Source organism: Brevundimonas sp. UBA7506 (assembly GCF_002479495.1).
Lineage (GTDB): Bacteria > Pseudomonadota > Alphaproteobacteria > Caulobacterales > Caulobacteraceae > Brevundimonas.
Genome location: NZ_DLNQ01000005.1, coordinates 341,418 through 361,631 on the forward strand (window position 1 = coordinate 341,418; position 20,214 = coordinate 361,631).

Below are 20,214 nucleotides of genomic sequence, written 5' to 3' on the forward strand. Positions count from 1 at the left end.
AGTTTGATAGATACCCAGACGGAAAGCTGTTTGAGACAATCGTGCTTATCCATGAGCGCAGGTGGTAAGAGCTGCACCCCGCCAACGTCCGCGACGGGTCGGAAGCTGACATTTCCTGCTGGGCCGATATCCGACGTTAACTCAGCGACAGCAGAGCCTTCGTCGCCGCTTCCACATCGTCCTGACGCATCAGGCTTTCGCCGACGAGGATGGCCTGGGCGTGGGCGTCGGCGACGCGCTGGACGTCGTCGGGGGTGAAGATGCCGCTTTCGGCCACCAGCAGGGCTTTCACGGGGCTCAGCATCGACAGGCGCTCGGTGGCGTCGAGGTCGACCTCGAACGTGCGAAGGCTGCGGTTGTTGATGCCGACCAGATCACCGCCCAGCTTGCAGGCGCGGGCCATTTCGGCCTCGTCGTGGGTCTCGATCAGGGCGTCCATGCCGAAGCGCTCGGCCTCGGCCAGCAGGTCGGCGGCCAGGGCGTCATCGACCATGGCCAGGATGATGAGGATGCAGTCGGCGCCCAGGGCGCGGCTCTCGGCCACCTGCCAGGGATCGACCAGGAAGTCCTTGCGCAGGCAGGGCGGGGCGACCGCGTCGCGGGCGGCGGCCAGGAAGGCGTCGTCGCCCTGGAAGCTGGGGCCGTCGGTCAGGACAGACAGGCAGGTGGCGCCGCCGCGCTCATAGGCCTTGGCCAGCGCGGGCGGGTCGAAGTCGGCGCGGATCAGGCCCTTGGACGGGCTGGCCTTCTTGATCTCGGCGATCAGGGCTGGGCGGCCGGTTTCTTCGGCGACCCGTTCCAGAGCGGCGCGGAAGCCGCGCGGGGCCGAGGCCTGGGCGGCGAGAGCCTCGATGGCATCCTGAGAGGCAGCGGCCTTGCGGGCGGCCACGTCGTCGCGCTTGTAGGCGGCGATCTTCGCCAGAACGTCGGTCATGCGGCCTCGTCAGGGTGGATAGGGGTGTTGGTGACGCGCACCAGGGTTTCCAGCGCGCGGGCCGCGCGGCCGTCGTCGATGACGGCGGCGGCCTGTTCGGCGCCTTCGCGCAGTTCGCCGGCGCGGTCGGCCACGACCAGGGCGGCGGCGGCGTTCAGTACGACGATGTCGCGGTAGGGGCCGCGTTCGCCCGCCAGCAAGGCCGTCAGCGCCGCTGCATTGTGCTCGGCGTCGCCGCCGCGCAGGTCGTCCAGCATCGCCAGCGGCAAGCCGGCGTCGGCGGGGGTGACGGTGAAGCGGCGGACGGCGCCGTCCTTCCACTCGGCCACCTCGGTCGGCCCCGTGGTGGTCAGTTCGTCCAGACCCTGACCGTGGACGGTCCAGGCGCGGCGGGCGCCGAGGCGGCCCAGCACCTCGGCCAAAGGCTCCAGCAGGGCGGGATCATAGACGCCCATGACCTGACGGTTCGCGTGCGCAGGATTACAAAGCGGGCCCAGAAGATTGAAAACCGTACGGAAACCGATCTCGGCGCGCACCGGCCCGACGTGGCGCATGGCCCCGTGATAGGTGGGGGCGAACAGGAAGGCGATGCCGGCCTGATGCAGGGCGCGGGCTTGCTGCGGTACGGTGGCGTCGAGGTTGACGCCGAGCGCGGCCAGGACGTCGGAGGAGCCGGATTTGGAGCTGATGGCGCGGTTGCCGTGCTTGGCGACCTTGAGCCCGGCGCCCGCCAGGACGAAGGCGGCGGCTGTCGAGACGTTATAGGTGTGCTGGCCGTCGCCGCCGGTGCCGCAAGTGTCGATCACCTCGTCGAAGGCGTGATCCAACGACAGGGCGGCGTCGCGCATGGCGGTGGCGAAGGCGACGATTTCGTCCACCGTCTCGCCGCGGATGCGCAGGGCCGTGATGGCGGCGGCGACCTGCGACGGGGTCGGTTCGCCGCGCAGGCAGGCCGAGAAGAAGGCGTGGGCTTCATCCGATGTCAGGACACGCCCGTCCACCAGCTTGCCCAGCAGAGGCTTGAAACCATCCATCGGTCTAGACCGTGGCCAGCCGCTTGACGCCCGCCAGGTCAAGGAAGTTGGCGATCATGTCGTGGCCATGCTCGGTGGCGATGGATTCCGGGTGGAACTGGACGCCGTGGATGGGCCGGGTGCGATGGGCCAGACCCATGATCTCGCCGTCGGCGGTCCAGGCGGTGACTTCCAGCGCATCCGGGAGGGTTTCGCGACGCACGGCCAGCGAGTGATAGCGGGTGGCGGTGAAGGGCGAGGGCAGGCCGGCGAAGACGCTGCGGCCCTCATGCTCGATCGGCGAGGTCTTGCCGTGCATCAGGGTCTTGGCGCGGATGACGTCGCCGCCAAAGGCTTGCCCGATGGCCTGATGGCCCAGGCAGACGCCAAAGATGGGCATGTCCAGCGGCGCGGTCGTGATCAGGGGCAGGCAGATGCCGGCCTGATCGGGGGCGCAGGGCCCGGGCGAGAGCAGCACGGCCTCGGGCTTCAGGGCCCAGGCTTCGTCCACCGTCAGGTCGTCGTTGCGGACGACGTGCGTCTGGGCGCCCAACTCCGCGAGGTAGTGGACGAGATTGTAGGTAAAGCTGTCGTAGTTATCGACGACGAGGATCATGGCAGGGTTCTTAGGACGGGAGTGACGACGCGCCAAGCGAAGGCGGACTGAAAGCGGACGTTAAGCTGTCCGCGCGATACAGGAGCATCGCCATCGGAAGAAATCCGTCTTGACCCGCTTAGAAGCCATCCGCGACGCCCGCGACCTGTTGAACGAACCGGTCATAGAGCAACCCAAGCCGCTACGCCTGCTGGCGGCGGCCGCCTTCGCCGCGACGGCGGCGGTGCTGCTGGCGGGGACCATGGTCGTGGGCCCCGGCGTGTCGTTCGACCAGGGTTCCACGGTTTCCAATCCTTAGACTGAGCCGTTCGCGCCCTGGCCGCGAGTCGTCGCGGTGAATCGCCACGCGTCCTCGGCCGCCTTCATCGGGGCGCGGGCCTTGGCCAGGGTTTCGGCGTATTCGGCCGCCGGGTCGCTGTCGGCGACGACGCCGGCGCCGGCTTGAACTAAGATCTTGTTGTCGGCGAACATGGCGGTGCGCAGGACGATGCAGATGTCCGCCTCGCCATTGGCCGAGATATAGCCCACGCCGCCGCCATAGCCGACGCCGCGCTTCTCGGTTTCCAACTCGTCGATGATCTCCATAGCGCGAACCTTGGGTGCGCCGGACAGGGTGCCGGCGGGCAGGGCGGCCAGCAGGGTATCCACCGCGTCCAGCCTGGGATCAGCGGCGCCGTGCACGTTGGAGACGATGTGCATGACCTGGCTGTAGCGTTCGACGACGAAGCTTTCCGTCACCTCGACCGAGCCGGGCGATGAGACGCGGCCCACATCGTTGCGGCCCAGATCGAGCAGCATCAGATGTTCGGCGCGTTCCTTGGGATCGGCCAGAAGCTCGGCTTCCAGCGCCTTGTCCAGTTCCGGCGTGGCGCCGCGCGGGCGGGTGCCAGCGAGCGGACGGATGGTGACGCGACCGTCCTTCAACCGGACCAGGATTTCCGGGCTGGAGCCAGCCAACTGGAAATCGACGTAGTCGAGGAAGAAGAGATAGGGCGACGGGTTGCCGCGACGCAGGGACCGATAGAAGGCGAACGGGTCCTGGTTCCATGGTGCGGAGAAGCGGTGCGCCAGCACGACCTGGAAGATGTCGCCGGCGGCGATGTAGTCCTTGGCCCTGGCGACCATGGCGTCGAAGCCGGCGGCATCGACGGGCGAGCGGAATTCTGGGGCAGGAACCGGCGCGGCCTCGCGCTGGATCGGCAGGGGGCCGCGAAGGCGATCCTCGAAGTCGTCGAGGCGGGCGAGGGCGGCGCTGAAGGCCGTGTCGGGATCAGCCGCACTGTCGGGGTAAGCGGCGGCGATCAGGACGATCTCATGCTTCACCGAGTCGAAGATGGCGACCAGCGACGGGCGCGCCATGACGGCGTCGGGCAGGTTCAACGGGTCGGGGTTCGCCGGCCCGAGCGGCTCCAGCAGCCGCACCATGTCGTAGCCGAAGACGCCGAACAGGCCGGCGGCCATGGGCGGCAGGTCGTCGGGCAGGTCGAACCGGGTGGCGGCGATCAGGGCGCGCAGCGACTCCAGCGCTGGGCGGTCCTCGGGCGTGAACCGGTCGGCCAGAACGGCTTCGCCGCGCGCCATCTCGGCCTGACCGTCACGGCAGCGCCAGACGACGTCGGGGGCCAGGGTGACGATCGAATAGCGGCCGTTGACCGCGCCGCCTTCGACCGATTCCAGCAGGCTGGCGTAGGGCCGTCCGTGACCGACCTTGAGGAAGGCCGAGACGGGCGTTTCCAGGTCGTCGATCAAGCGGCGAACGACGACCTGGGGGCGGCCTGATTTCAGGCCAGAGACAAACGCGGCGCGTTCAGCTTCGTGTCCAACGCCTGCGCTCATTTCTTGGCGGGCGCGGGGGCTGGAGCCGCCGGAGCGGTTGCGGCAGGGGCTTCGATGCCCAGGGCCGCGATGGCGGCGGCCGGGTCGTTCTTGGCCTTCACGCGCGCGGCGGCCGCGGTGAAGCTCTGTTCGACCATGGCGTTGGCCAGAGCCTGGGTCAGGCGCGGGCGAACCTGCTCGACCAGGGGCGCGGCTAGGGCGGGAACCGCGGCGTGAATGGCGTCGACATGACCGACCACGAAGCTGTTCTGCGACGCTGCGCCGGTGAAGACCTGGCCCTTGCCCTGGCCGAACAGGCCGCGCAGGACGCCTTCGCCCAGTTCGGTCTGGCTGGCCTGGCTCTGTTGGACGGCGGTGCGCGTAGCCAGCTGGGCGCCGGCCGAAGCGGCGACCTTGGCGATGTCCTCGCCGCCGCGAATGCGGCCGGCCAGCTCCTCAGCCTTGGCCGACAGACGGCGCGCGTTTTCGCGCAGGGTCCATTGCTGGGCCAGCGGGGCGCGAACTTCGGCCAGGGTCGGCAGCGAAGCTGGACGGATGTCGTCAACGCGGACGGCGAAATACTGCCCTTCGCCGGCGTCGATGATGTCGCTCTCGCCGCCCTTGGACAGGGCGTAGGCGGACTCGAAGATCTGACGCGGCGCGTTCAGCGGCTGACCGTCGGGCAGGCGGCCGTCAGCGGTGAAGGGCGGCAGCTGCACCAGACGGGCGCCGACCGATTGGGCGGCGTCGGCCAGGTTCTTGCCTTCCTGGCGGGCCTTTTCGTACTTCTCGACCTTGGCGTAGGTCTCGCCCTTCACGTCTTCGGCGCGCAGCTCCTGAACCAGGGCGTTGCGGACGCTTTCCAGCGTGGCGGGCGCGCCGGCGGTGACGCCGGTCACCTTGGCGACGGTGAAGCCCAGGCGGCCCTGGATCGGGTTGGAGACCTGGTTGGCCGGCAGGGCGAAGACGGCGGCGCCGACGGCGGGGTCGCCCAGGGCGCTCTGCGGCGTGTCGTTATAGGTGCTGACCTCGATCTTGTTGGCGGCGGCGACCTCGGCCGGGGTCTTGCCGGCGCGCAGGTCGGCGGCGACGCGGTCGGCGGCGGCCTTGTTCGGGACGGTCAGCGTCACGAAGGTGCGCTTTTCTGCGTTCGACAGTGCGGCCTTGCGGAACTCGAAACGCTCGCGAATGCGCTCTTCGGTGATCGGCGCTGCCTGGCTGTTGGGGCCGGGATTGAACAGCACGATCGAGATCATGCGGAATTCGGGACGGCGCAGCTGGGCGGCGTTCTCATTGAGGAAGGCGGTCAGTTGTGCGTCGGTCGGCGCGCCAGCGGCCCCGGCCATCGCCTGGGTCACAGTGAACCAGCGCCCATCGCGCGTTTCCAGCGCCTGACCGGCGAGCAGGGCGCCATAGATGCGCGGCACGCGCGCGCCGGCGAAGACGCCCGCACCGAACTGGCTGGCGACATACTGGTCGCGCAGGTCCTGCTCCAGCATCTCCGAGGTCATGCCTTGCGCGGCCAGAGCCTGCTCGTAACGGTCCTGATCGAACTGGCCCGAAACCTGGTTGAAGAAGGCCGGAATCCGGCGGATTTCCTTCAGCACCAGTTCCTTGCCGGGGCGGATGCCGGCGTTCCAGGCCCAGGCCAGGAAGCCCATGCGCTGGGTTTGGCTTTCCAGGTACTGGGTGTGGATGTTCTCCTTGACCATGTCGTCGAACGATACGGGGCGACCGGCCTGCTCCTGCAAGTTGGCGCGGACGCGCTCGAAGTCGCCGCGGAACTGCTGGGCGCCGACGCTGCGGTCGCCGGCGTCGATGACGTGCTTTGGTCCGAAGCTCGAGAAGACGTCCGACTGGGCGCCCACGATCAGGAAGCTCAGGATAAGCAGGGCGAACAGGCCCGCAGCCCATTTCGATTTGGCGAAGTTGCGGAACAGCGTGATCATCGAGACAGAAACCTGACGAGGGCCGGCGTCAAAGGGGCGCCACGTTGGCGTATAGGGGCAGTCCCTAGGGCGCCGCAAGCGGACGGACCGCAACATCTTGGCTTCCGCGACAACGGCGCCTAAAGAGGCGGCCATGAAACAATCTGTGAAGCTGGTCGCCGGCAACTGGAAAATGAACGGTCTGGGCGCGAGCCTGGGTGAGGCTGAGGCTCTGGCGAAAGCCTTGCAGGAGCAGGCTGCGGCCTGTCGCGTGGCCCTGTGCCCGCCCGCGACGCTGATCGAGCGGATGGGGCGCGTTCTGACTGGTACGTCCGTCGAACTGGGCGGCCAGGACTGCCATGCCGAGGCGTCGGGCGCGTTCACTGGTTCGGTGTCGGCCGACATGCTGGTCGATGCTGGAGCCTCTCTGGTGATTCTCGGTCACTCCGAACGTCGCGCCGGATTTGGCGAGACCGACGCTGATGTCGCCGCCAAGGTGGAAGCCGCGCTGACCGCCGGTCTGGAGCCCATCATCTGCATCGGTGAGACGCTGGCGGAGCGCGAAGCCGGGCAGGCGGTCGAAGTCGTCAGCCGTCAGGTCGCGGGCTCTCTGCCGGTCAGCCTCTCAGGCAAGGCGTTCGCCGTGGCCTATGAGCCGGTGTGGGCCATCGGCACCGGCCTGACGCCGACGCTAGAGCAGATCGAGGAAGTGCACGCCGCCGTGCGCGCCGCCATGGTCGCCAGGCTGGGCGAGGGCGGTCGGGTCGCTCCGATCCTGTACGGCGGTTCGGTCAAGCCGTCGAACGCGGCGGAAATTCTGGACGTGGCCGAAGTCGGCGGCGCTCTGGTCGGCGGCGCTTCGCTGAAGGCCGGGGACTTCCTGGGCATCATTCGCGCGGCGTAAGCGTCGCGATTTCTTCGCCCTGTTTCGTTCGGTGTTTGCCCCGGTCCCGCATCGGTGTTAGACGCCGCCGCTTGATCGGCGCATCTGCGCGCCCACATGATTGACACCATGCTCCAGACCATTTTGCTCGTCGCCATGATCCTGATCTCGGTCGCCCTGACGGCCGTGATCCTGCTGCAACGCTCCGAGGGCGGCGCCCTGGGCATGGGCGGAGGCCCGTCGGGCTTCATGACCGCGCGCGGCGCGGGCAACCTGCTGACGCGGGCGACTTCGATCCTGGCCATCGCCTTCTTCGTCTGCGCCATCAGCCTGACCATCGCCGGCAATTTCGCCCGCGGCTCGCGCTCGGTGATCGACGCCGATGCTGTCGGCGCCATCGCCGTGGGCAATGAGCAGCAGACGGCTCCGGCCGAACCCGCAGCGCCGACCCCGGCGGCGCCCGCCGCCCCGTCGCTGGACGATCTGGAAGCCAGCCTCCCGGCAGCTTCGGCCCCGGCCCCGGCCCCGGCGCCAGCACCGGCTCAGTAAGCCGCCTACAGATACGAAATCCCCGAAAGCGCGCCGCAGGGCGCGCTTTCTTATTATGTTCAACAGTTGTTTTGCGTCGGGCCATGCTCCCGCCGCGAATCATGGAGTAAGGTGTCCGCCCATGGCTCGCTATGTGTTCATCACCGGCGGCGTGGTTTCCTCGCTAGGAAAAGGCCTCGCCTCCGCCGCTCTCGGCGCTCTTTTGCAGGCGCGAGGTTACAAGGTCCGCCTGCGCAAGCTGGACCCCTATCTGAACGTCGATCCGGGGACGATGAGCCCCTATCAGCACGGCGAGGTCTTCGTGACCGACGACGGCGCCGAGACCGACCTTGATCTGGGCCACTATGAGCGGTTCACCGGCGTTTCGGCCGCAAAGTCCGACAACGTCACGACCGGCCGCATCTATTCGACCATCCTGGAGAAGGAGCGTCGCGGCGACTATCTGGGCGCGACCGTCCAGGTGATTCCGCACGTCACCGACCAGATCAAGCAGTTCTGCCTCAGCCCGGCCAAGACCGACGACGGCGCGGACGTGGACTTCGTCCTGGTGGAGATCGGCGGCACGGTCGGCGATATCGAGGGCTTGCCGTTCTTCGAGGCTATCCGCCAGCTGGGACAGGACCTGCCGCGCGGCCAGTCCTGCTTCGTCCATCTGACCCTGCTGCCCTTCATCAAGACGGCCGGCGAGATGAAGACCAAGCCGACGCAGCATTCGGTCAAGGAGCTGCGCTCCATCGGCATCCAGCCGGACATCCTGCTGTGCCGCTGCGAGCAGCCGATCCCGGCGGAGGAAAAGCGCAAGATCGGTCAGTTCTGCAACGTGCGCGAGAGCGGCGTGATCCAGGCGATGGACTCGGCCGACATCTACGCCGTGCCGCTGGACTATCACCACGAAGGTCTGGACAGCGAAGTCCTGGCCCACTTCGGCATCACCGACGCGCCCCAGCCTGACCTGACCGGCTGGCAGGAGATCGTGCGCCGTCGCCTGCACCCCGATGGCGAAGTCACCATCGCCGTGGTCGGCAAATATACCGTCCTGAAGGACGCCTATAAGTCCCTGATCGAGGCCCTGCACCACGGCGGCGTGGCCAACAACGTCAAGGTCAACATCGACTGGGTCGAGGCCGACACCTTCGAGGGCGATCCGCAAGCCTGCGCCCAGCGGCTGGAAAGCGCCCATGCCATCTTGGTCCCCGGCGGTTTCGGCGAGCGCGGGGCTGAGGGCAAGATCGAGGCGGCCCGCTTCGCCCGTGAACGCAAGATCCCTTACTTCGGCATCTGCTTCGGCATGCAGATGGCGGTGATCGAGGCCGCCCGAAACCTGGCGGGCTTCCCCAAGGCGACCTCCACCGAGTTCGGTCCGGCGGAGGAACCCGTCGTCGGTCTGATGACCGAGTGGACGCAAGGCAACCAGCGCGTCCTGCGTCAGCAAGGCGGCGACCTGGGCGGCACCATGCGTCTGGGCGCCTATGACTCCACCCTCAAGTCGGGCTCAAAGATTGCAGAGATCTATGGCGCGACCGAGATCAGCGAGCGCCACCGTCACCGCTACGAGGTGAATATCAACTATCGCGAAGCGATCGAGGAGAAGGCTGGCTTGGTTTTCGCGGGCCTGTCGCCTGACGGCGTCCTGCCTGAGACGGTCGAGCGCCCGGATCACCCGTGGTTCATCGGCGTTCAGTACCACCCGGAGCTGAAGAGCCGCCCGTTCGCGCCGCATCCGCTGTTCGCCAGCTTCATCGGCGCGGCCGTGGTGCAGAGCCGTCTCGTCTAAGACGAGGTTCACGCACGCTTGTTGCAGCGTTTGTCCAGTATTGTGCCAATATGGGCCGCAATCACTGGGCAAACGCAGATGGCGGGTGAAATTCTCTACTTTCTTCATCGGCACTTCAAGGCCGTGCTGATCCTTGGATTGATCGCGAGCGTCGGCGTGCTGGGCGCTGTCGCGAGCGCCATGCTGCGACTTTTCCATTCGGGCGCTTGATCGCGGCCAGACCGCGGGCCGCACCAGACCTCTTTGCGACGTATTGAGGGATGAGCGCCAATGGTGCGTATTCGTCATTGGGGACGCGAAAGGCTTCGGTCATGGAAGATCTGGGATATTGGCTGGCGCGTGCTTCCACGGCCGAAGGCGCTTCGCTTGATCGCCTGGAAGAGGATGTCTGGAGCCGGGTGAAGGCGATCCAGTCGCAGCGGGCGACCGAGCGGATGCGTGCGGTTGCGATCGCCATGGCGCTTCTGATCGGGGTGGCGAACGGTGGACTGGGCGCGAAGTTCGCGCAGTCATCGTCGGAGATGAGGGTGTTCACTTCGGCCGCGATGTCGCCCTTGGCGCGTATGGAAGTCGGCTGATGGCTGTCGCGTGGAAATCCATCGCCGTGACGGTCGCCCTGGCCGCCGCCGCCAGCGGCATTGGCGCTTGGGCCGGCGCTACCTGGGTTCTCAACAAGCAGACGCCGCCGTCCTTGCATGAGATCGTTCACAAGGACCTAGACCTCTCGTCGGAGCAGCACAGGAAGATCGACAGCATCGAAGACAGGTTCGCGGAGCAACGCCTCACATTGGAGGGACGGGTTCAGGCCGCCAATCGCGAGTTGGCCGAGGCGATCAGGGTCAGCAACGGCGACAGCCGGGTGGTTCAGCCCGCCGTCGATCATTTTCACGACGCCATGGGCGATCTGCAGCAAGCCACCATCGCTCACATTTTCGAAATGCGGTCCGTTATGACTGACGCCCAGGCGCGTCGTTTTGACCGGAGCATGGTCGAGGCGCTGTCCGCAGACGCTCGATAGTCTCCGTGCCGGAACGCGAGGCTCTGCAAGCGCGAGCCGCCTGCGGCGACGTCGCGGCGTTCGACGCGCTCATGCGCGAGACCAAGGCGGGGCTCTATCGGTTCGTGCGCCGGTATATCGGCGACCCCGAGGAGGCCTATGACCTGGTTCAGGAGGCCTATGCGGCGTCCTGGCTGGCGATTGGTCGCTATGACCCCAACCGGTCGTTTGAAGCCTGGCTGAGAACCATCGCCATCAACAAGTGCCGCGACTGGAGCCGCCGCCGTCGCGTGCGCAGGCTGCTTCTCGGCGGTCCTGATATCAACTCATGGGAGGCCCTGGTCGTCGCGGACGGCGAGGCCAGCGTCGAGGATCGCCATGACGCCGCAGCCCGGTCGCGGCGGTTGCAGGCGGCGATCGCGGCCTTGCCGCCCAAGCTGAAAGAGCCGCTGCTGCTGACCGCCATCGAGGAGCGGAGTCAGGCGGAAGCCGCCGAAATACTAGGCCTGTCGGTGAAGGCCGTGGAAATGCGCGTAGCCCGAGCGCGTCAGAAGCTGGCCGCGCATCTGCAGGTCTTGCCTGAATAGAACCCAGCCAAAGGCCTCCGGGAGCGAACTCCCGGAGGCCTCGTCAGCTCTGCATGACGTGAGCGGTGTTACGAGCCGGCGCGTTCCGCGCCGACGAAGGTCATGAAGCGGGCGGTCTGGCCGGCGCCGAACCGCATGACGTCGTAGCGTTCGGGGGCGTAGCCGGGGGCCTCCATGCCGGGCGAGCCGGTGGGCATTCCCGGCACGCCGAGACCGCGTGCGGCGCCCGGCGCCTTCAGGAAGGCGTCGACGGCGGCGGCCGGAACGTGGCCCTCGATCACCTTTCCATCGACGACAGCGGTGTGGCAGCTCCACAGCGATTCCGGCACGCCCAGGCGGACCTTGACCGGGGCCAGGTCGTCGGTCGGGACGACGCGGATGGCGTAGCCGGCCTTGCGCATATGCTCGACCCAGCCGCCGCAGCAGCCGCAGGAATCGCTCTTGTAGACGGTCATGTCCGAGGCCTGAGCCAAGCTCGGCAGGCCGTTCAGCAGGAAGCCCGCGCCGCCGAGGAGGGCGGCGCCGAAGGCGAGGGTGGCGATCTTCATCCTGTTCATGATCAGGCGGCCTCGGCCGGATAGCCGGCGTCGGCAAGGGCGGTCATCAGGGCCTGACGGTCGGCCTCTGTGGTCACCTCGACGCGGCGGGCGTCGATGTCAGCCTTGATGACGGCGGAAGCGTCCACCGAATGGATGGCCTTTTCGACGGAGGCCACGCAGCCTTCGCAGCGGATCTTGGGGATGTTCAGGGCGATCATTGAGAAGCTCCTTCAGAAGCGGCGGCGGGCGCGCCCGCCAGGTCGGACAGGATGGGGCAGTCGGGGCGGTCGTCGCCGGCGCAGCAGCGAGACAGGTCGCGCAGGGCGTCGGCCATGGCCTGCATTTCCTTGATGCGGGCATCGAGGTCGGCGACGTGCTTTTCGGCCATGGCCTTCACCTCGCGGCTGGGCCGGTTGTGATCGCGCCACAGCGACAACAGTCGGGCGATCTCTTCGACCGAAAAGCCCAGGCTGCGCGCGCGGCGGATGAAGCGCAGGTCGTTCAGATCGCGCTCGTTGAAGTCGCGATAGTTGCTTTCGGTCCGCTCCGAGGGCCGGATCAGGCCAACGGACTCGTAGTAGCGGATCATCTTGGCCGAGACGCCGGTGGCGAGGGAGGCCTTGCCGATATTCATTGGGCGGCTCCGTGGATGTGGGGCTTGAAGGCGCGCAGGCGCAGGGCGTTCAGCACCACGCTGACGCTGGACAGGGCCATGGCCCCCGCCGCCAGCATGGGCGACAGCATATAGCCGAAGGCCGGGTAGAGGACGCCCGCCGCGACCGGGATCAGCAGGACGTTGTAGCCGAAGGCCCAGGCCAGGTTCTGGCGGATGTTGGTCATGGTGGCGCGCGACAGGCCGATGGCGTTGACCGCGCCGCGCAGGTCGCCACCGGTCAGGACCACGTCGGCGCTTTCGATGGCCACGTCGGCGCCGCCGCCGACCGCCAGGCCGACATCGGCCGAGGCCAGGGCCGGGGCGTCGTTGACCCCGTCGCCGACGAAGGCGACGCGGCGGCCGCCGGCCTTCAGAGCGTTGATGGCGGCGACTTTGCCGTCGGGCATGACCTCGGCGTGAACCTCGTCGATGCCCAGCAGACGGGCGACGGCGGCGGCGGTGCGGCGGTTGTCGCCGGTGATCATCGCCACCTTCAGCCCCAGGTCGTGCATGGCCTGGATGGCGGCGGCCGTCGTCGGCTTGATCGGGTCGGCCACAGCGATGACGGCGGCCAACTGGCCATCGACGGCGGCATAGAGCGGCGTCTTGCCCTCGTCGCCGAGACGGGCGGCGTCCTCGGCGAAGACGGCGACGTCGTGGCCCAGCTCGAACATGTAGCGGTCGGCGCCGACCTCGATGCGGCGGCCGGCGACCACGCCCGCCACGCCCTTGCCGGGCACGGAGGTGAATTCTTCGGGACGGGCGACGCTGAGGCCGCGCCCGGCAGCGGCCTCGACCATGGCGCGTGCGACAGGATGTTCCGACTGGCCCTCGACAGCGGCGACCAGGGCCAGGACGTCATCCTCGGCGAAGCCTTCGGCCACGCTCAGGTCGGTCAGCTCGGGACGGCCCGCCGTCAGCGTGCCGGTTTTGTCGAAGGCGATGACCTTGACTCCTTGCAGGGCCTGCAGGGCCTCGCCCTTGCGGAACAGGACGCCCAGTTCGGCGGCGCGGCCGACGCCCACCATGATGGAGGTAGGGGTGGCCAGACCCATGGCGCAGGGGCAGGCGATGATCAGCACCGACACGGCGGCGACCAGGGCCATGCCCAGCGCCGGATCGGGCGCGAACAGATACCAGACGGCGAAGGTCAGGACGGCCACGCCCATGACGACCGGGACGAACCAGCCGGTGATGCGGTCGACCAAGGCCTGAATGGGTAGCTTGGCGCCCTGGGCCGTTTCGACCATGCGGACGATCTGGGCCAATACGGTCTCGGCGCCGACCTGTTGCGCCTCGAAGCGGAAGGCGCCGGTCGTGTTCAGGGTGCCGCCGACGACCTTGGCGCCTGCGGTCTTTTCGACCGGGATAGGTTCGCCGGTCAGCATGGATTCGTCGAGGTAGGACGAGCCCTCGGTCACCACGCCGTCGACGGGGACGCGCTCGCCGGGGCGCACGACGATGATGTCGCCGGCCTGAACGGTGTCGATCGACACGTCCTGTTCGACGCCGTCGCGCACGATGCGGGCGGTCTTGGCCTGCATCGACATCAGGCGGCGGATGGCCTGGCTGGTCTGACCCTTGGCGCGGGCCTCGATCCAGCGTCCGACCAGGATCAGGGTGACGATGACGGCGGCGGCCTCGAAATAGACGTTGGCCGTGCCGGAAGGCAGCAGGGCGGGGGCGAAGGTGGCCACGGTCGAGAAGGCCCAGGCCGCGCTGGCGCCCAGCACCACCAGAGAGTTCATGTCCGGCGCGCGGCGCAGCAGGGCGGGCACGCCCTTGCGGAAGAAGATCAGGCCCGGAACGAACAGGACGAAGCTGGCCAGGACGAGGCTGATGATCCGCCAGTTCTGCGTGCCTATGGTCTGTTCCAGCCAGTGGTGCATGCCTGGCACGAAGTGCGAGCCCATCTCCAGCACGAACAGGGGCAGGGTGGCGCCGCCCGCGATCAGGACGGCGCGGCCCAGGTTGCGGATCTCGGCGGCGCGGGCGGCCTGCTCACGGTCGGCGGCGTCGAGGCCGGTCTGTTCCGGTTGCTCCAGCACATAGCCAGCCTGCTGCACGGCGGCGGCCAGGTCGCGGAAGGCGACGGCGCCCGAGAGGAAGCGGACGGTGGCGCGCTCGGTCGCCAGGTTGACGCTGGCGCTCAGCACGCCCGGCACCGCGGCCAGGGCTTTCTCCACGCGACCGACGCAGCTGGCGCAGGTCATCTCGCGGACGGGATAGCCGACTTCTTCTTCCATCGGCTCATAGCCGGCGGAGCGGATGGCGGCGGCGACCGCGGCGGGAGACCCGCCGTCCAGCACCACATGGGCGCGCTCGGCGGCCAGGTTGACGCTGGCCTCGGTGACGCCGGGCACGGCGCGGACGGCCTTCTCGACTCGGCCGACACAGCTGGCGCAGGTCATGCCGAGGACCGGCAGATCGAGGACTTTCAGGGAGGCGTCAGACATGGGCGGAGCCTTTCGTCGTTATTCAGCCTGAACCTTCTAAACCTTCCCGTCATGGTAAGGTCAACGCCCCTTTTGCGAGGGACGGACCGAGGCGGCGCGTAGGGGTTTTGAGAGCTGATTTTCCTTTGGAGCGCCCCATGACCCTGTTTCGTCTTATGCCTGCTGTGGCCGTCGCCACGGCCCTGATGCTGCCCGACGTCGCCGCCGCCCATGCGCGTCTGGTCAGCTCGACCCCGGTCGCCGGATCAAGCGTGGCCTCGCCGCGCGTCATCAGCCTGACCTTCAGCGAGAAGATGGCCCCGGCCTTCTCCACCTTTGAGGTCGTCAACGCCGCGGGCGTGAAGACGCCGTTGCGCACGACCGTCAGCGAGGACGGCAAGACCCTGAGCGCGACCGTGGCGCGGGCTCTGGCTGCGGGCGCCTATGTGATCAACTGGCGGCTGGCCTCCAGCGACGGCCACCGCATGACCGGCTCCGTTCCCTTCACCGTGCGCTGAGCATGGAGGCCTGGCTGATGGGGTTGCGCGCGGCCCAGTACGCGGCGGCCGCCGTGGCCCTGGGTCTGCCCGCCTTCATCCTTTACGGCGGCGGGGTCTGCGGAGGGCAGGTGCCCGGTTGGGCGCGTCCGGCTCTGGGGGGAAGCGCGGCGCTGCTGGCGCTGCTGGCGACGGCGGCTCTGGCCCTGCAGACCGGGCTGATGGCCGGGGCGCTGGATCAGGCGCTGAACCCGGAGGCCCTCGGCTTCGTCCTCGGCGACACGTCGTTGGGCGCGGCCTATGCGGTGCGGATCGGAGCGGGGCTGGTGTTGCTGCTGGCGGTTCTGGCGCTGCGTCCGGGACGGGGTCTGTGGCTGGCGGGTCTGGCCCTCGGTCTGGTGGTCGCGGCCAGCTTCGCCTGGACCGGCCACGGCGCGGCGACCGAGGGGCCGGGCCGCTGGCTGCACCTGACCGCCGACATCCTGCACGCTGTCGCCGCCCTGATCTGGCTGGGCGCCGTCTTTGCCTTTGTGGCGCTGGCGACGCGGCGGATCGAGGCGGATGTGACGGCTCAAGGCGCGCTGGCGACGGCGCTGGGCGGCTTTGCGCGGGTGGGGACGATCTGCGTCGCCGTCCTGCTGGTGACCGGCCTGATCAACAGCTTCTATCTGGTCGGGATCGAGCGGGTCTTCAGCCTGAGCGAGACGCCTTATGGCCGTCTGCTGGCGGTCAAGCTGGCGGCCTTTGCGGCCATGCTGGGGCTGGCGGCGCTGCATCGGTTCCGCTCGACGCCGGCGCTGGAGCGGGGGCAGGGCGGTCTGGCGGGGTTGAGGCTCAGCCTCGGCGTGGAACTGACCCTGGGCCTTCTGATCCTGGCTCTGGTCGGGGCGATGGGGATGCTGGCGCCGCCGGCATCCCTCTAAGCTCGCGCTATCCCTTTTGGGCCAGCTTGCGGCGGGTGGCCTGATGCACCGTCCAGTCGCGTGCCAGCTTGATCCACAACAGGATGAAGCCGCTGATCACCATGCTGAGCGTCAGGATGGTGATGATGATCAGGGTCGGATGGTTGAAATTCTCGCCGTTCTTGAAGTCGAGAATGTGCAGCCGCCAGAAGAAGTCATAGAAGCGCCAGACGCCGGAGCGCCGGGTGACGACCTCTCCCGTCTCGGGCGACAGGTAGAACCTGGTGTGTTCGAAATCGTTGAAGTCGACGCGCCACAGCGGCCCCTCGCGGCCCGTCTCGCGCGGGGCCTCGGCGAACAGTTCAGCCTTGGTCGCCTTGGCGCCGCCGCGATAGGCGTCTTGAGCCAGACGCAGGGCCTCGGCGCGGGGGAAGGCAGGGAAGGGCTGTCCATTCAGCGCCGACAGGATGACCGGCTCGCCGTCCTTGGGCGTGAAGACCCAGGCCGGACCGCGCGGCGTGTGGCGCAGTTCGGCCTTATCGATCGGGGCCGACAGAGCGTCCGCCGCCGTCTGGACGGGGACCAGGGCGTCGATGGCGAAGGCGGGATAGTCCGGCTTCTGGAAGCGATGCTCGCTGCGTACAGTCTCGATGGGGATGGCGGTCATCACCAGCCCGCCGCCGACCCAGAACAGCACCTGGATGCCGATCACCAGCGCGACCCATTTGTGGATCTGTGTTGAAAGTCGAAGCAGTTTCATGGCGATGCGCCCCCTCACGCGTCCCATTTCGTGCTCTGGAGCGCGTCCCTTCATGATTCTACGCGCCGCTCGCGACCATCCCTCGCGGTGAGCGTGGTAGTCTTAGACGCGTCTGTGGCGTCCTGTCGCAAGGGGCGATGGATTGATCCGCGTAATAGCAGTGAAGCCCGCGTCGAAATCGTCAGGCGCGGTACGGTACAAGAAGGATGACCCCCCTATGTCGAGCATGGCTCTCGATCGCAGGTCCCTGTTGCGCGGCGCGGCCGCGGGCGGCGGACTGCTTGGTCTTTCGGGGCTGATGCCCGCCTGGGCCCAGACGGGTTCGCCGGGCCTGCGCGCCGACCTGCCGACGCTGACGGGGCCGAACATCGACCTGACCGTGGGTCATTCGAACTTCACCGTCGGCGGGCGCACCGGCCATGCCTTCACCGTCAACGGCCTGCTGCCCGCGCCCCTGCTGCGGATGCGCGAGGGGCAGAACGTGCGTCTGTCGGTGACCAACACCCTGGACGAGGACACCTCGATCCATTGGCACGGCCTGCTGCTGCCGTTCCAGATGGACGGGGTGCCGGGGATCAGCTTCCCCGGCATCAGACCGCGCGAGACCTTCGTCTATGATTTTCCGATCAAGCAGTCGGGCACCTATTGGTATCACAGCCATTCGGGCCTGCAGGAGGCCATGGGCCACTATGGCCCCATCGTCATCGACCCGGCGGGCGTCGATCCGGTCGGCTATGACCGGGAGCATGTTCTGGTCCTGTCGGACTGGAGCTTCATGCATCCGCACGAAATCCTGGCCAAGCTGAAGAAGAGCCCCGGCTACTTCAACATGCAGAAGACCACGCTGGCTGGCCTGCTGGACGGGTCGGACGGCATGAACCTGGCCGAGCGCCGGATGTGGGGCGGGATGCGCATGGACCCGCGCGACATTCTGGACGTCAACGGCACCACCTATACCTATCTGGTCAACGGCCATGGCCCTGAAGAGAACTGGACCGGCCTGTTCCGCCCCGGCGAGCGGGTGCGCCTGCGCGTCATCAACGCCTCGGCCATGTCGATCTTCAACGTCCGCATTCCGGGTCTGGCCATGACCGTGGTCCAGGCCGACGGCGAGCATGTGCATCCGGTCGAGGTGGACGAGTTCCAGATCTCGGTCGCCGAGACCTATGACGTCATCGTGCGTCCGACTGAGGACCGCGCCTACACCATCGTCTCCGAAGCCATCGACCGTTCGGGCATGGGCCGCGCCACCCTGGCCCCGCGTCTGGGCATGACGGCGGAAGTTCCGCCGCTGCGCAAGGCGCCGAACCTGACCATGAAGGACATGGGCATGGGCGGCATGGACCACGGCAGTATGGCCGGGATGGACCATTCTGCTCACGGCGCCGCCACCGGGGCCGCCGCCGCCGCGCCGATGGACCACGGCGCCATGAGCATGCGCGATCCGAACAACGCCCCTGCCGACATGGCCGTCGGGGTCGGCGTGGACGCCATCGCGCCCGCGCCCGCCAACCGTCTGGGCGACCGCCCGCAAGGGCTTCAGGACGTCGATCACCGGGTGCTGGTCTATACCGACCTGCGCTCGCTGACGCCGAACAAGGACACGCGCGCGCCGTCGCGTTTGATGGAGATCCATCTGACCGGCAATATGGAACGCTTCATGTGGGGCTTTGACGGGCGCAAGTTCTCGGAGCTGGTCGAGCCGATCCGCTTCGAGCTGAACGAGCGGGTGCGCGTGACCCTGGTCAACGACACCATGATGGCCCACCCGATCCACCTGCACGGCCACTTCTTCGAGCTGGTCAACGGTCACGAGGGGCATCAGCCGCTGAAGCACACGGTCAATGTGGCGCCGGGGGGCAAGGTGACCTTCGACCTGACCGCAAATGCACCGGGCGACTGGGCCTTCCACTGCCACCTGCTGATGCATATGCACGCGGGGATGTTCAACGTCGTCACGGTTCGTCCGCTGGAAGGAGCCGCCCGATGAGCCGCGCCCTGTTCGCCGCTGTCGCGGTTCTGCCCCTGATGCTGGCCGCCGGTTCCGCCGTCGCCCAGACGCATGGCGGGCACGGAGGCCACGGCGCCCACGCCGCGCCGGCACGCCCTGCGCAAGCTCGCCCTCAGCAGGCCCGCCCGAGGCCCGCGCCCAAGCCGCGCGCCGCTGCGCCTCGGCCTGCTGCGCCTGCGGCCCCGGTGGCGGCGGACCCGCACGCTGGTCATGACATGAGCGGGATGCAGGCGGCTCCGGTCCAGACGCCCGCCGCTGATCCCCATGCGGGTCACGACATGAGCGGCCTTGCGGGGCACGGCGCCCAAGCGGCCCCGGTCGATCCTCATGCCGGTCACGCCATGAGCCCGGCCCCAGCAGCTACGGCGGACCCGCACGCCGGCCATGACATGAGCGGGATGCAGAGGGCTCCGGCTCAGACGCCTGCCGCCGACCCGCACGCGGGTCACAACATGGCGCCGACCCAGACTGATCCGCACGCCGGACACGACATGTCGGCCATGACCGGCGGCGCGCCCAACATCCCGACCAGCGTGGACGCCGTCGGCGGACGCATGGTCGAGACGCCGCCGCCGGCCGCCGCCCGCGCCGCGCCCGCCCATGCGGCGGACCTGCTGTTCGATCCCGCCGTCATGGCGGCGTCGCGCAAGCAGCTGCTGGCCGAGAACGGCGACGTGCGCACCACCGCCGTCCTGATCGACACGCTCGAGGCTGGATTCGGCGACGGCGAGAAGGGCTACAGCTGGAACGCCCAGGGCTGGACCGGCGGCGACATCAACCGCTTCTGGTGGAAGACCGAGGGCGAGGGCGCCTTCGACGGCAAGCTGCATGACGCCGAGGTTCAGGCCCTCTACAGTCGCGCCGTCGCGCCCTTCTGGGACGTGCAGGCGGGCGTACGGCAGGACTTCCGTCCTGACGGCGACGACACGACCCATCTGACGGTCGGGGTGCAGGGCGTCGCGCCCTACTGGTTCGAAATGAGCGCCGCCGCCTTCCTGTCGACCGAGGGCGATCTGACCGCTCGCGCCGAGGCGGAATATGACCAGCGCATCACCCAGAAGTGGATCCTGCAACCGGCGATCGAGGTCGCCTTCTCGGCCAGCGACATCCCCGAACTGGAGATCGGTTCGGGTCTGACATCGGTCACGGCGGGGCTGCGGCTGCGCTACGAAATCCGCAAGGAGTTCGCCCCCTATGTCGGGGTCCAGTGGAGCCGCTCGTTCGGCGACACCGCCGATTACGCCAGGGCGCGCGGCGACGACGTGGATGCGACGCGCCTCGTGGTCGGGATCAAGGCCTGGTTCTGACGTCATAGGCCT

At 68.1% G+C, this 20,214-nt stretch carries 22 protein-coding genes; 12 read left to right on the forward strand and 10 right to left on the reverse strand.

Features of this window, described 5'->3' with window-relative positions; all coding sequences use genetic code 11:
- Positions 1-136 precede the first annotated feature (136 nt).
- The 3 genes from trpC to B3K53_RS03465 are packed head-to-tail and all read right to left on the reverse strand — an operon-like array spanning position 137 to position 2,563.
- Entirely contained in the window at positions 137-934 is a 798-nt protein-coding gene (gene trpC / locus B3K53_RS03455) for an indole-3-glycerol phosphate synthase TrpC (RefSeq protein WP_292082691.1), read from the reverse strand.
- Entirely contained in the window at positions 931-1,968 is a 1,038-nt protein-coding gene (gene trpD / locus B3K53_RS03460; RefSeq protein WP_292082693.1) for an anthranilate phosphoribosyltransferase, read from the reverse strand. Before trpD ends, trpC begins: the two co-directional genes overlap by 4 nt.
- 4 nt (positions 1,969-1,972) lie before the next feature.
- The gene (locus B3K53_RS03465; protein ID WP_292082694.1) at positions 1,973-2,563 is read right to left on the reverse strand and encodes an anthranilate synthase component II; all 591 of its coding nucleotides are present in this window, start codon (positions 2,561-2,563) and stop codon (positions 1,973-1,975) included.
- A gap of 109 nt (positions 2,564-2,672) precedes the next feature.
- On the opposite strand from B3K53_RS03465, the gene B3K53_RS03470 reads away from it, so the two are divergent.
- Positions 2,673-2,861 carry a hypothetical protein gene (locus B3K53_RS03470; protein ID WP_292082695.1) on the forward strand — a complete coding sequence of 63 codons (189 nt, stop codon included), beginning with the start codon at positions 2,673-2,675 and terminating at the stop codon, positions 2,859-2,861.
- Here B3K53_RS03470 and trpE read toward each other — a convergent pair.
- Positions 2,858-4,399, reverse strand: coding sequence for an anthranilate synthase component I (gene trpE / locus B3K53_RS03475; RefSeq protein WP_292082696.1), 1,542 nt, complete (start codon positions 4,397-4,399; stop codon positions 2,858-2,860). The genes B3K53_RS03470 and trpE overlap by 4 nt on opposite strands.
- Positions 4,396-6,327, reverse strand: a complete 1,932-nt coding sequence (locus tag B3K53_RS03480; protein WP_292082697.1) for a peptidylprolyl isomerase — start codon at positions 6,325-6,327, stop codon at positions 4,396-4,398. The genes trpE and B3K53_RS03480 overlap by 4 nt, the downstream gene beginning before the upstream one ends.
- A gap of 133 nt (positions 6,328-6,460) precedes the next feature.
- On the opposite strand from B3K53_RS03480, the gene tpiA reads away from it, so the two are divergent.
- The 7 genes from tpiA (at position 6,461) to B3K53_RS03515 (ending at position 11,096) form a co-directional block, all read left to right on the forward strand.
- Entirely contained in the window at positions 6,461-7,210 is a 750-nt protein-coding gene (tpiA, locus tag B3K53_RS03485; RefSeq protein WP_292082698.1) for a triose-phosphate isomerase, read from the forward strand.
- Between the two features lie 108 nt (positions 7,211-7,318).
- Positions 7,319-7,738 (forward strand): preprotein translocase subunit SecG, encoded by a 420-nt coding sequence (gene secG / locus B3K53_RS03490; protein ID WP_313412851.1) that lies wholly within the window; start codon positions 7,319-7,321, stop codon positions 7,736-7,738.
- Positions 7,739-7,859: 121 nt separating this feature from the next.
- Positions 7,860-9,512 carry a CTP synthase gene (locus B3K53_RS03495; RefSeq protein WP_292082700.1) on the forward strand — a complete coding sequence of 551 codons (1,653 nt, stop codon included), beginning with the start codon at positions 7,860-7,862 and terminating at the stop codon, positions 9,510-9,512.
- A 78-nt stretch (positions 9,513-9,590) separates the two neighbouring features.
- Positions 9,591-9,722: a hypothetical protein gene (locus B3K53_RS03500; RefSeq protein ID WP_292082702.1), complete on the forward strand. Its 132-nt coding sequence runs from the start codon at positions 9,591-9,593 to the stop codon at positions 9,720-9,722.
- 101 nt (positions 9,723-9,823) lie between these two features.
- Positions 9,824-10,090, forward strand: coding sequence for a hypothetical protein (locus B3K53_RS03505; protein ID WP_292082703.1), 267 nt, complete (start codon positions 9,824-9,826; stop codon positions 10,088-10,090).
- A gap of 26 nt (positions 10,091-10,116) precedes the next feature.
- Positions 10,117-10,530, forward strand: a complete 414-nt coding sequence (locus tag B3K53_RS03510) for a Spy/CpxP family protein refolding chaperone (protein ID WP_313101992.1) — start codon at positions 10,117-10,119, stop codon at positions 10,528-10,530.
- A gap of 5 nt (positions 10,531-10,535) precedes the next feature.
- Positions 10,536-11,096, forward strand: a complete 561-nt coding sequence (locus B3K53_RS03515) for an RNA polymerase sigma factor (RefSeq protein WP_292082705.1) — start codon at positions 10,536-10,538, stop codon at positions 11,094-11,096.
- A 68-nt stretch (positions 11,097-11,164) separates the two neighbouring features.
- On the opposite strand, the gene B3K53_RS03520 is transcribed toward B3K53_RS03515, so the two are convergent.
- Genes B3K53_RS03520 through B3K53_RS03535 form a run of 4 tightly spaced genes read right to left on the reverse strand, consistent with a single transcriptional unit; the run spans position 11,165 to position 14,746 of the window.
- Positions 11,165-11,653, reverse strand: a complete 489-nt coding sequence (locus tag B3K53_RS03520; RefSeq protein WP_292082706.1) for a DUF411 domain-containing protein — start codon at positions 11,651-11,653, stop codon at positions 11,165-11,167.
- Positions 11,654-11,655: 2 nt separating this feature from the next.
- Positions 11,656-11,853, reverse strand: coding sequence for a heavy-metal-associated domain-containing protein (locus B3K53_RS03525; RefSeq protein ID WP_292082707.1), 198 nt, complete (start codon positions 11,851-11,853; stop codon positions 11,656-11,658).
- Positions 11,850-12,269 carry a Cu(I)-responsive transcriptional regulator gene (gene cueR / locus B3K53_RS03530; protein ID WP_292082708.1) on the reverse strand — a complete coding sequence of 140 codons (420 nt, stop codon included), beginning with the start codon at positions 12,267-12,269 and terminating at the stop codon, positions 11,850-11,852. The genes B3K53_RS03525 and cueR overlap by 4 nt, the downstream gene beginning before the upstream one ends.
- The gene (locus B3K53_RS03535; RefSeq protein WP_292082709.1) at positions 12,266-14,746 is read right to left on the reverse strand and encodes a heavy metal translocating P-type ATPase; all 2,481 of its coding nucleotides are present in this window, start codon (positions 14,744-14,746) and stop codon (positions 12,266-12,268) included. The genes cueR and B3K53_RS03535 overlap by 4 nt, the downstream gene beginning before the upstream one ends.
- Positions 14,747-14,883: 137 nt before the next feature.
- Between B3K53_RS03535 and copC the strand changes: the two genes are divergently transcribed.
- Both copC and copD read left to right on the forward strand, forming a co-directional pair.
- Positions 14,884-15,243: a copper homeostasis periplasmic binding protein CopC gene (copC, locus tag B3K53_RS03540; protein WP_292082710.1), complete on the forward strand. Its 360-nt coding sequence runs from the start codon at positions 14,884-14,886 to the stop codon at positions 15,241-15,243.
- Positions 15,244-15,245: 2 nt separating this feature from the next.
- The gene (copD, locus tag B3K53_RS03545; protein ID WP_292082711.1) at positions 15,246-16,145 is read left to right on the forward strand and encodes a copper homeostasis membrane protein CopD; all 900 of its coding nucleotides are present in this window, start codon (positions 15,246-15,248) and stop codon (positions 16,143-16,145) included.
- Between the two features lie 7 nt (positions 16,146-16,152).
- Here copD and B3K53_RS03550 read toward each other — a convergent pair whose 3' ends face one another.
- The gene (locus B3K53_RS03550; protein ID WP_292082713.1) at positions 16,153-16,884 is read right to left on the reverse strand and encodes a PepSY domain-containing protein; all 732 of its coding nucleotides are present in this window, start codon (positions 16,882-16,884) and stop codon (positions 16,153-16,155) included.
- 217 nt (positions 16,885-17,101) lie between these two features.
- Here B3K53_RS03550 and B3K53_RS03555 point away from each other — a divergent pair, with 217 nt between their 5' ends.
- Together B3K53_RS03555 and B3K53_RS03560 are read left to right on the forward strand one after the other, a co-directional pair.
- Entirely contained in the window at positions 17,102-18,874 is a 1,773-nt protein-coding gene (locus B3K53_RS03555) for a copper resistance system multicopper oxidase (protein ID WP_409515772.1), read from the forward strand.
- Entirely contained in the window at positions 18,871-20,202 is a 1,332-nt protein-coding gene (locus B3K53_RS03560; protein WP_292082715.1) for a copper resistance protein B, read from the forward strand. Before B3K53_RS03555 ends, B3K53_RS03560 begins: the two co-directional genes overlap by 4 nt.
- Positions 20,203-20,214 lie beyond the last annotated feature (12 nt).

Excerpts from the sequence above, each read along its gene's own strand:
- B3K53_RS03535 (WP_292082709.1), bottom strand. The coding sequence starts at position 14,746 with ATGTCTGACGCCTCCCTGAAAGTCCTCGATCTGCCGGTCCTCGGCATG.
- B3K53_RS03505 (WP_292082703.1), top strand. The coding sequence starts at position 9,824 with ATGGAAGATCTGGGATATTGGCTGGCGCGTGCTTCCACGGCCGAAGGC.
- copD (WP_292082711.1), top strand. The coding sequence starts at position 15,246 with ATGGAGGCCTGGCTGATGGGGTTGCGCGCGGCCCAGTACGCGGCGGCC.
- B3K53_RS03495 (WP_292082700.1), top strand. The coding sequence starts at position 7,860 with ATGGCTCGCTATGTGTTCATCACCGGCGGCGTGGTTTCCTCGCTAGGA.
- B3K53_RS03550 (WP_292082713.1), bottom strand. The coding sequence starts at position 16,884 with ATGAAACTGCTTCGACTTTCAACACAGATCCACAAATGGGTCGCGCTG.
- B3K53_RS03500 (WP_292082702.1), top strand. The coding sequence starts at position 9,591 with ATGGCGGGTGAAATTCTCTACTTTCTTCATCGGCACTTCAAGGCCGTG.
- trpC (WP_292082691.1), bottom strand. The coding sequence starts at position 934 with ATGACCGACGTTCTGGCGAAGATCGCCGCCTACAAGCGCGACGACGTG.
- trpD (WP_292082693.1), bottom strand. The coding sequence starts at position 1,968 with ATGGATGGTTTCAAGCCTCTGCTGGGCAAGCTGGTGGACGGGCGTGTC.
- B3K53_RS03520 (WP_292082706.1), bottom strand. The coding sequence starts at position 11,653 with ATGAACAGGATGAAGATCGCCACCCTCGCCTTCGGCGCCGCCCTCCTC.
- cueR (WP_292082708.1), bottom strand. The coding sequence starts at position 12,269 with ATGAATATCGGCAAGGCCTCCCTCGCCACCGGCGTCTCGGCCAAGATG.
- B3K53_RS03560 (WP_292082715.1), top strand. The coding sequence starts at position 18,871 with ATGAGCCGCGCCCTGTTCGCCGCTGTCGCGGTTCTGCCCCTGATGCTG.
- copC (WP_292082710.1), top strand. The coding sequence starts at position 14,884 with ATGACCCTGTTTCGTCTTATGCCTGCTGTGGCCGTCGCCACGGCCCTG.
- secG (WP_313412851.1), top strand. The coding sequence starts at position 7,319 with ATGCTCCAGACCATTTTGCTCGTCGCCATGATCCTGATCTCGGTCGCC.
- B3K53_RS03480 (WP_292082697.1), bottom strand. The coding sequence starts at position 6,327 with ATGATCACGCTGTTCCGCAACTTCGCCAAATCGAAATGGGCTGCGGGC.
- tpiA (WP_292082698.1), top strand. The coding sequence starts at position 6,461 with ATGAAACAATCTGTGAAGCTGGTCGCCGGCAACTGGAAAATGAACGGT.
- B3K53_RS03555 (WP_409515772.1), top strand. The coding sequence starts at position 17,102 with ATGTCGAGCATGGCTCTCGATCGCAGGTCCCTGTTGCGCGGCGCGGCC.
- B3K53_RS03465 (WP_292082694.1), bottom strand. The coding sequence starts at position 2,563 with ATGATCCTCGTCGTCGATAACTACGACAGCTTTACCTACAATCTCGTC.
- trpE (WP_292082696.1), bottom strand. The coding sequence starts at position 4,399 with ATGAGCGCAGGCGTTGGACACGAAGCTGAACGCGCCGCGTTTGTCTCT.
- B3K53_RS03525 (WP_292082707.1), bottom strand. The coding sequence starts at position 11,853 with ATGATCGCCCTGAACATCCCCAAGATCCGCTGCGAAGGCTGCGTGGCC.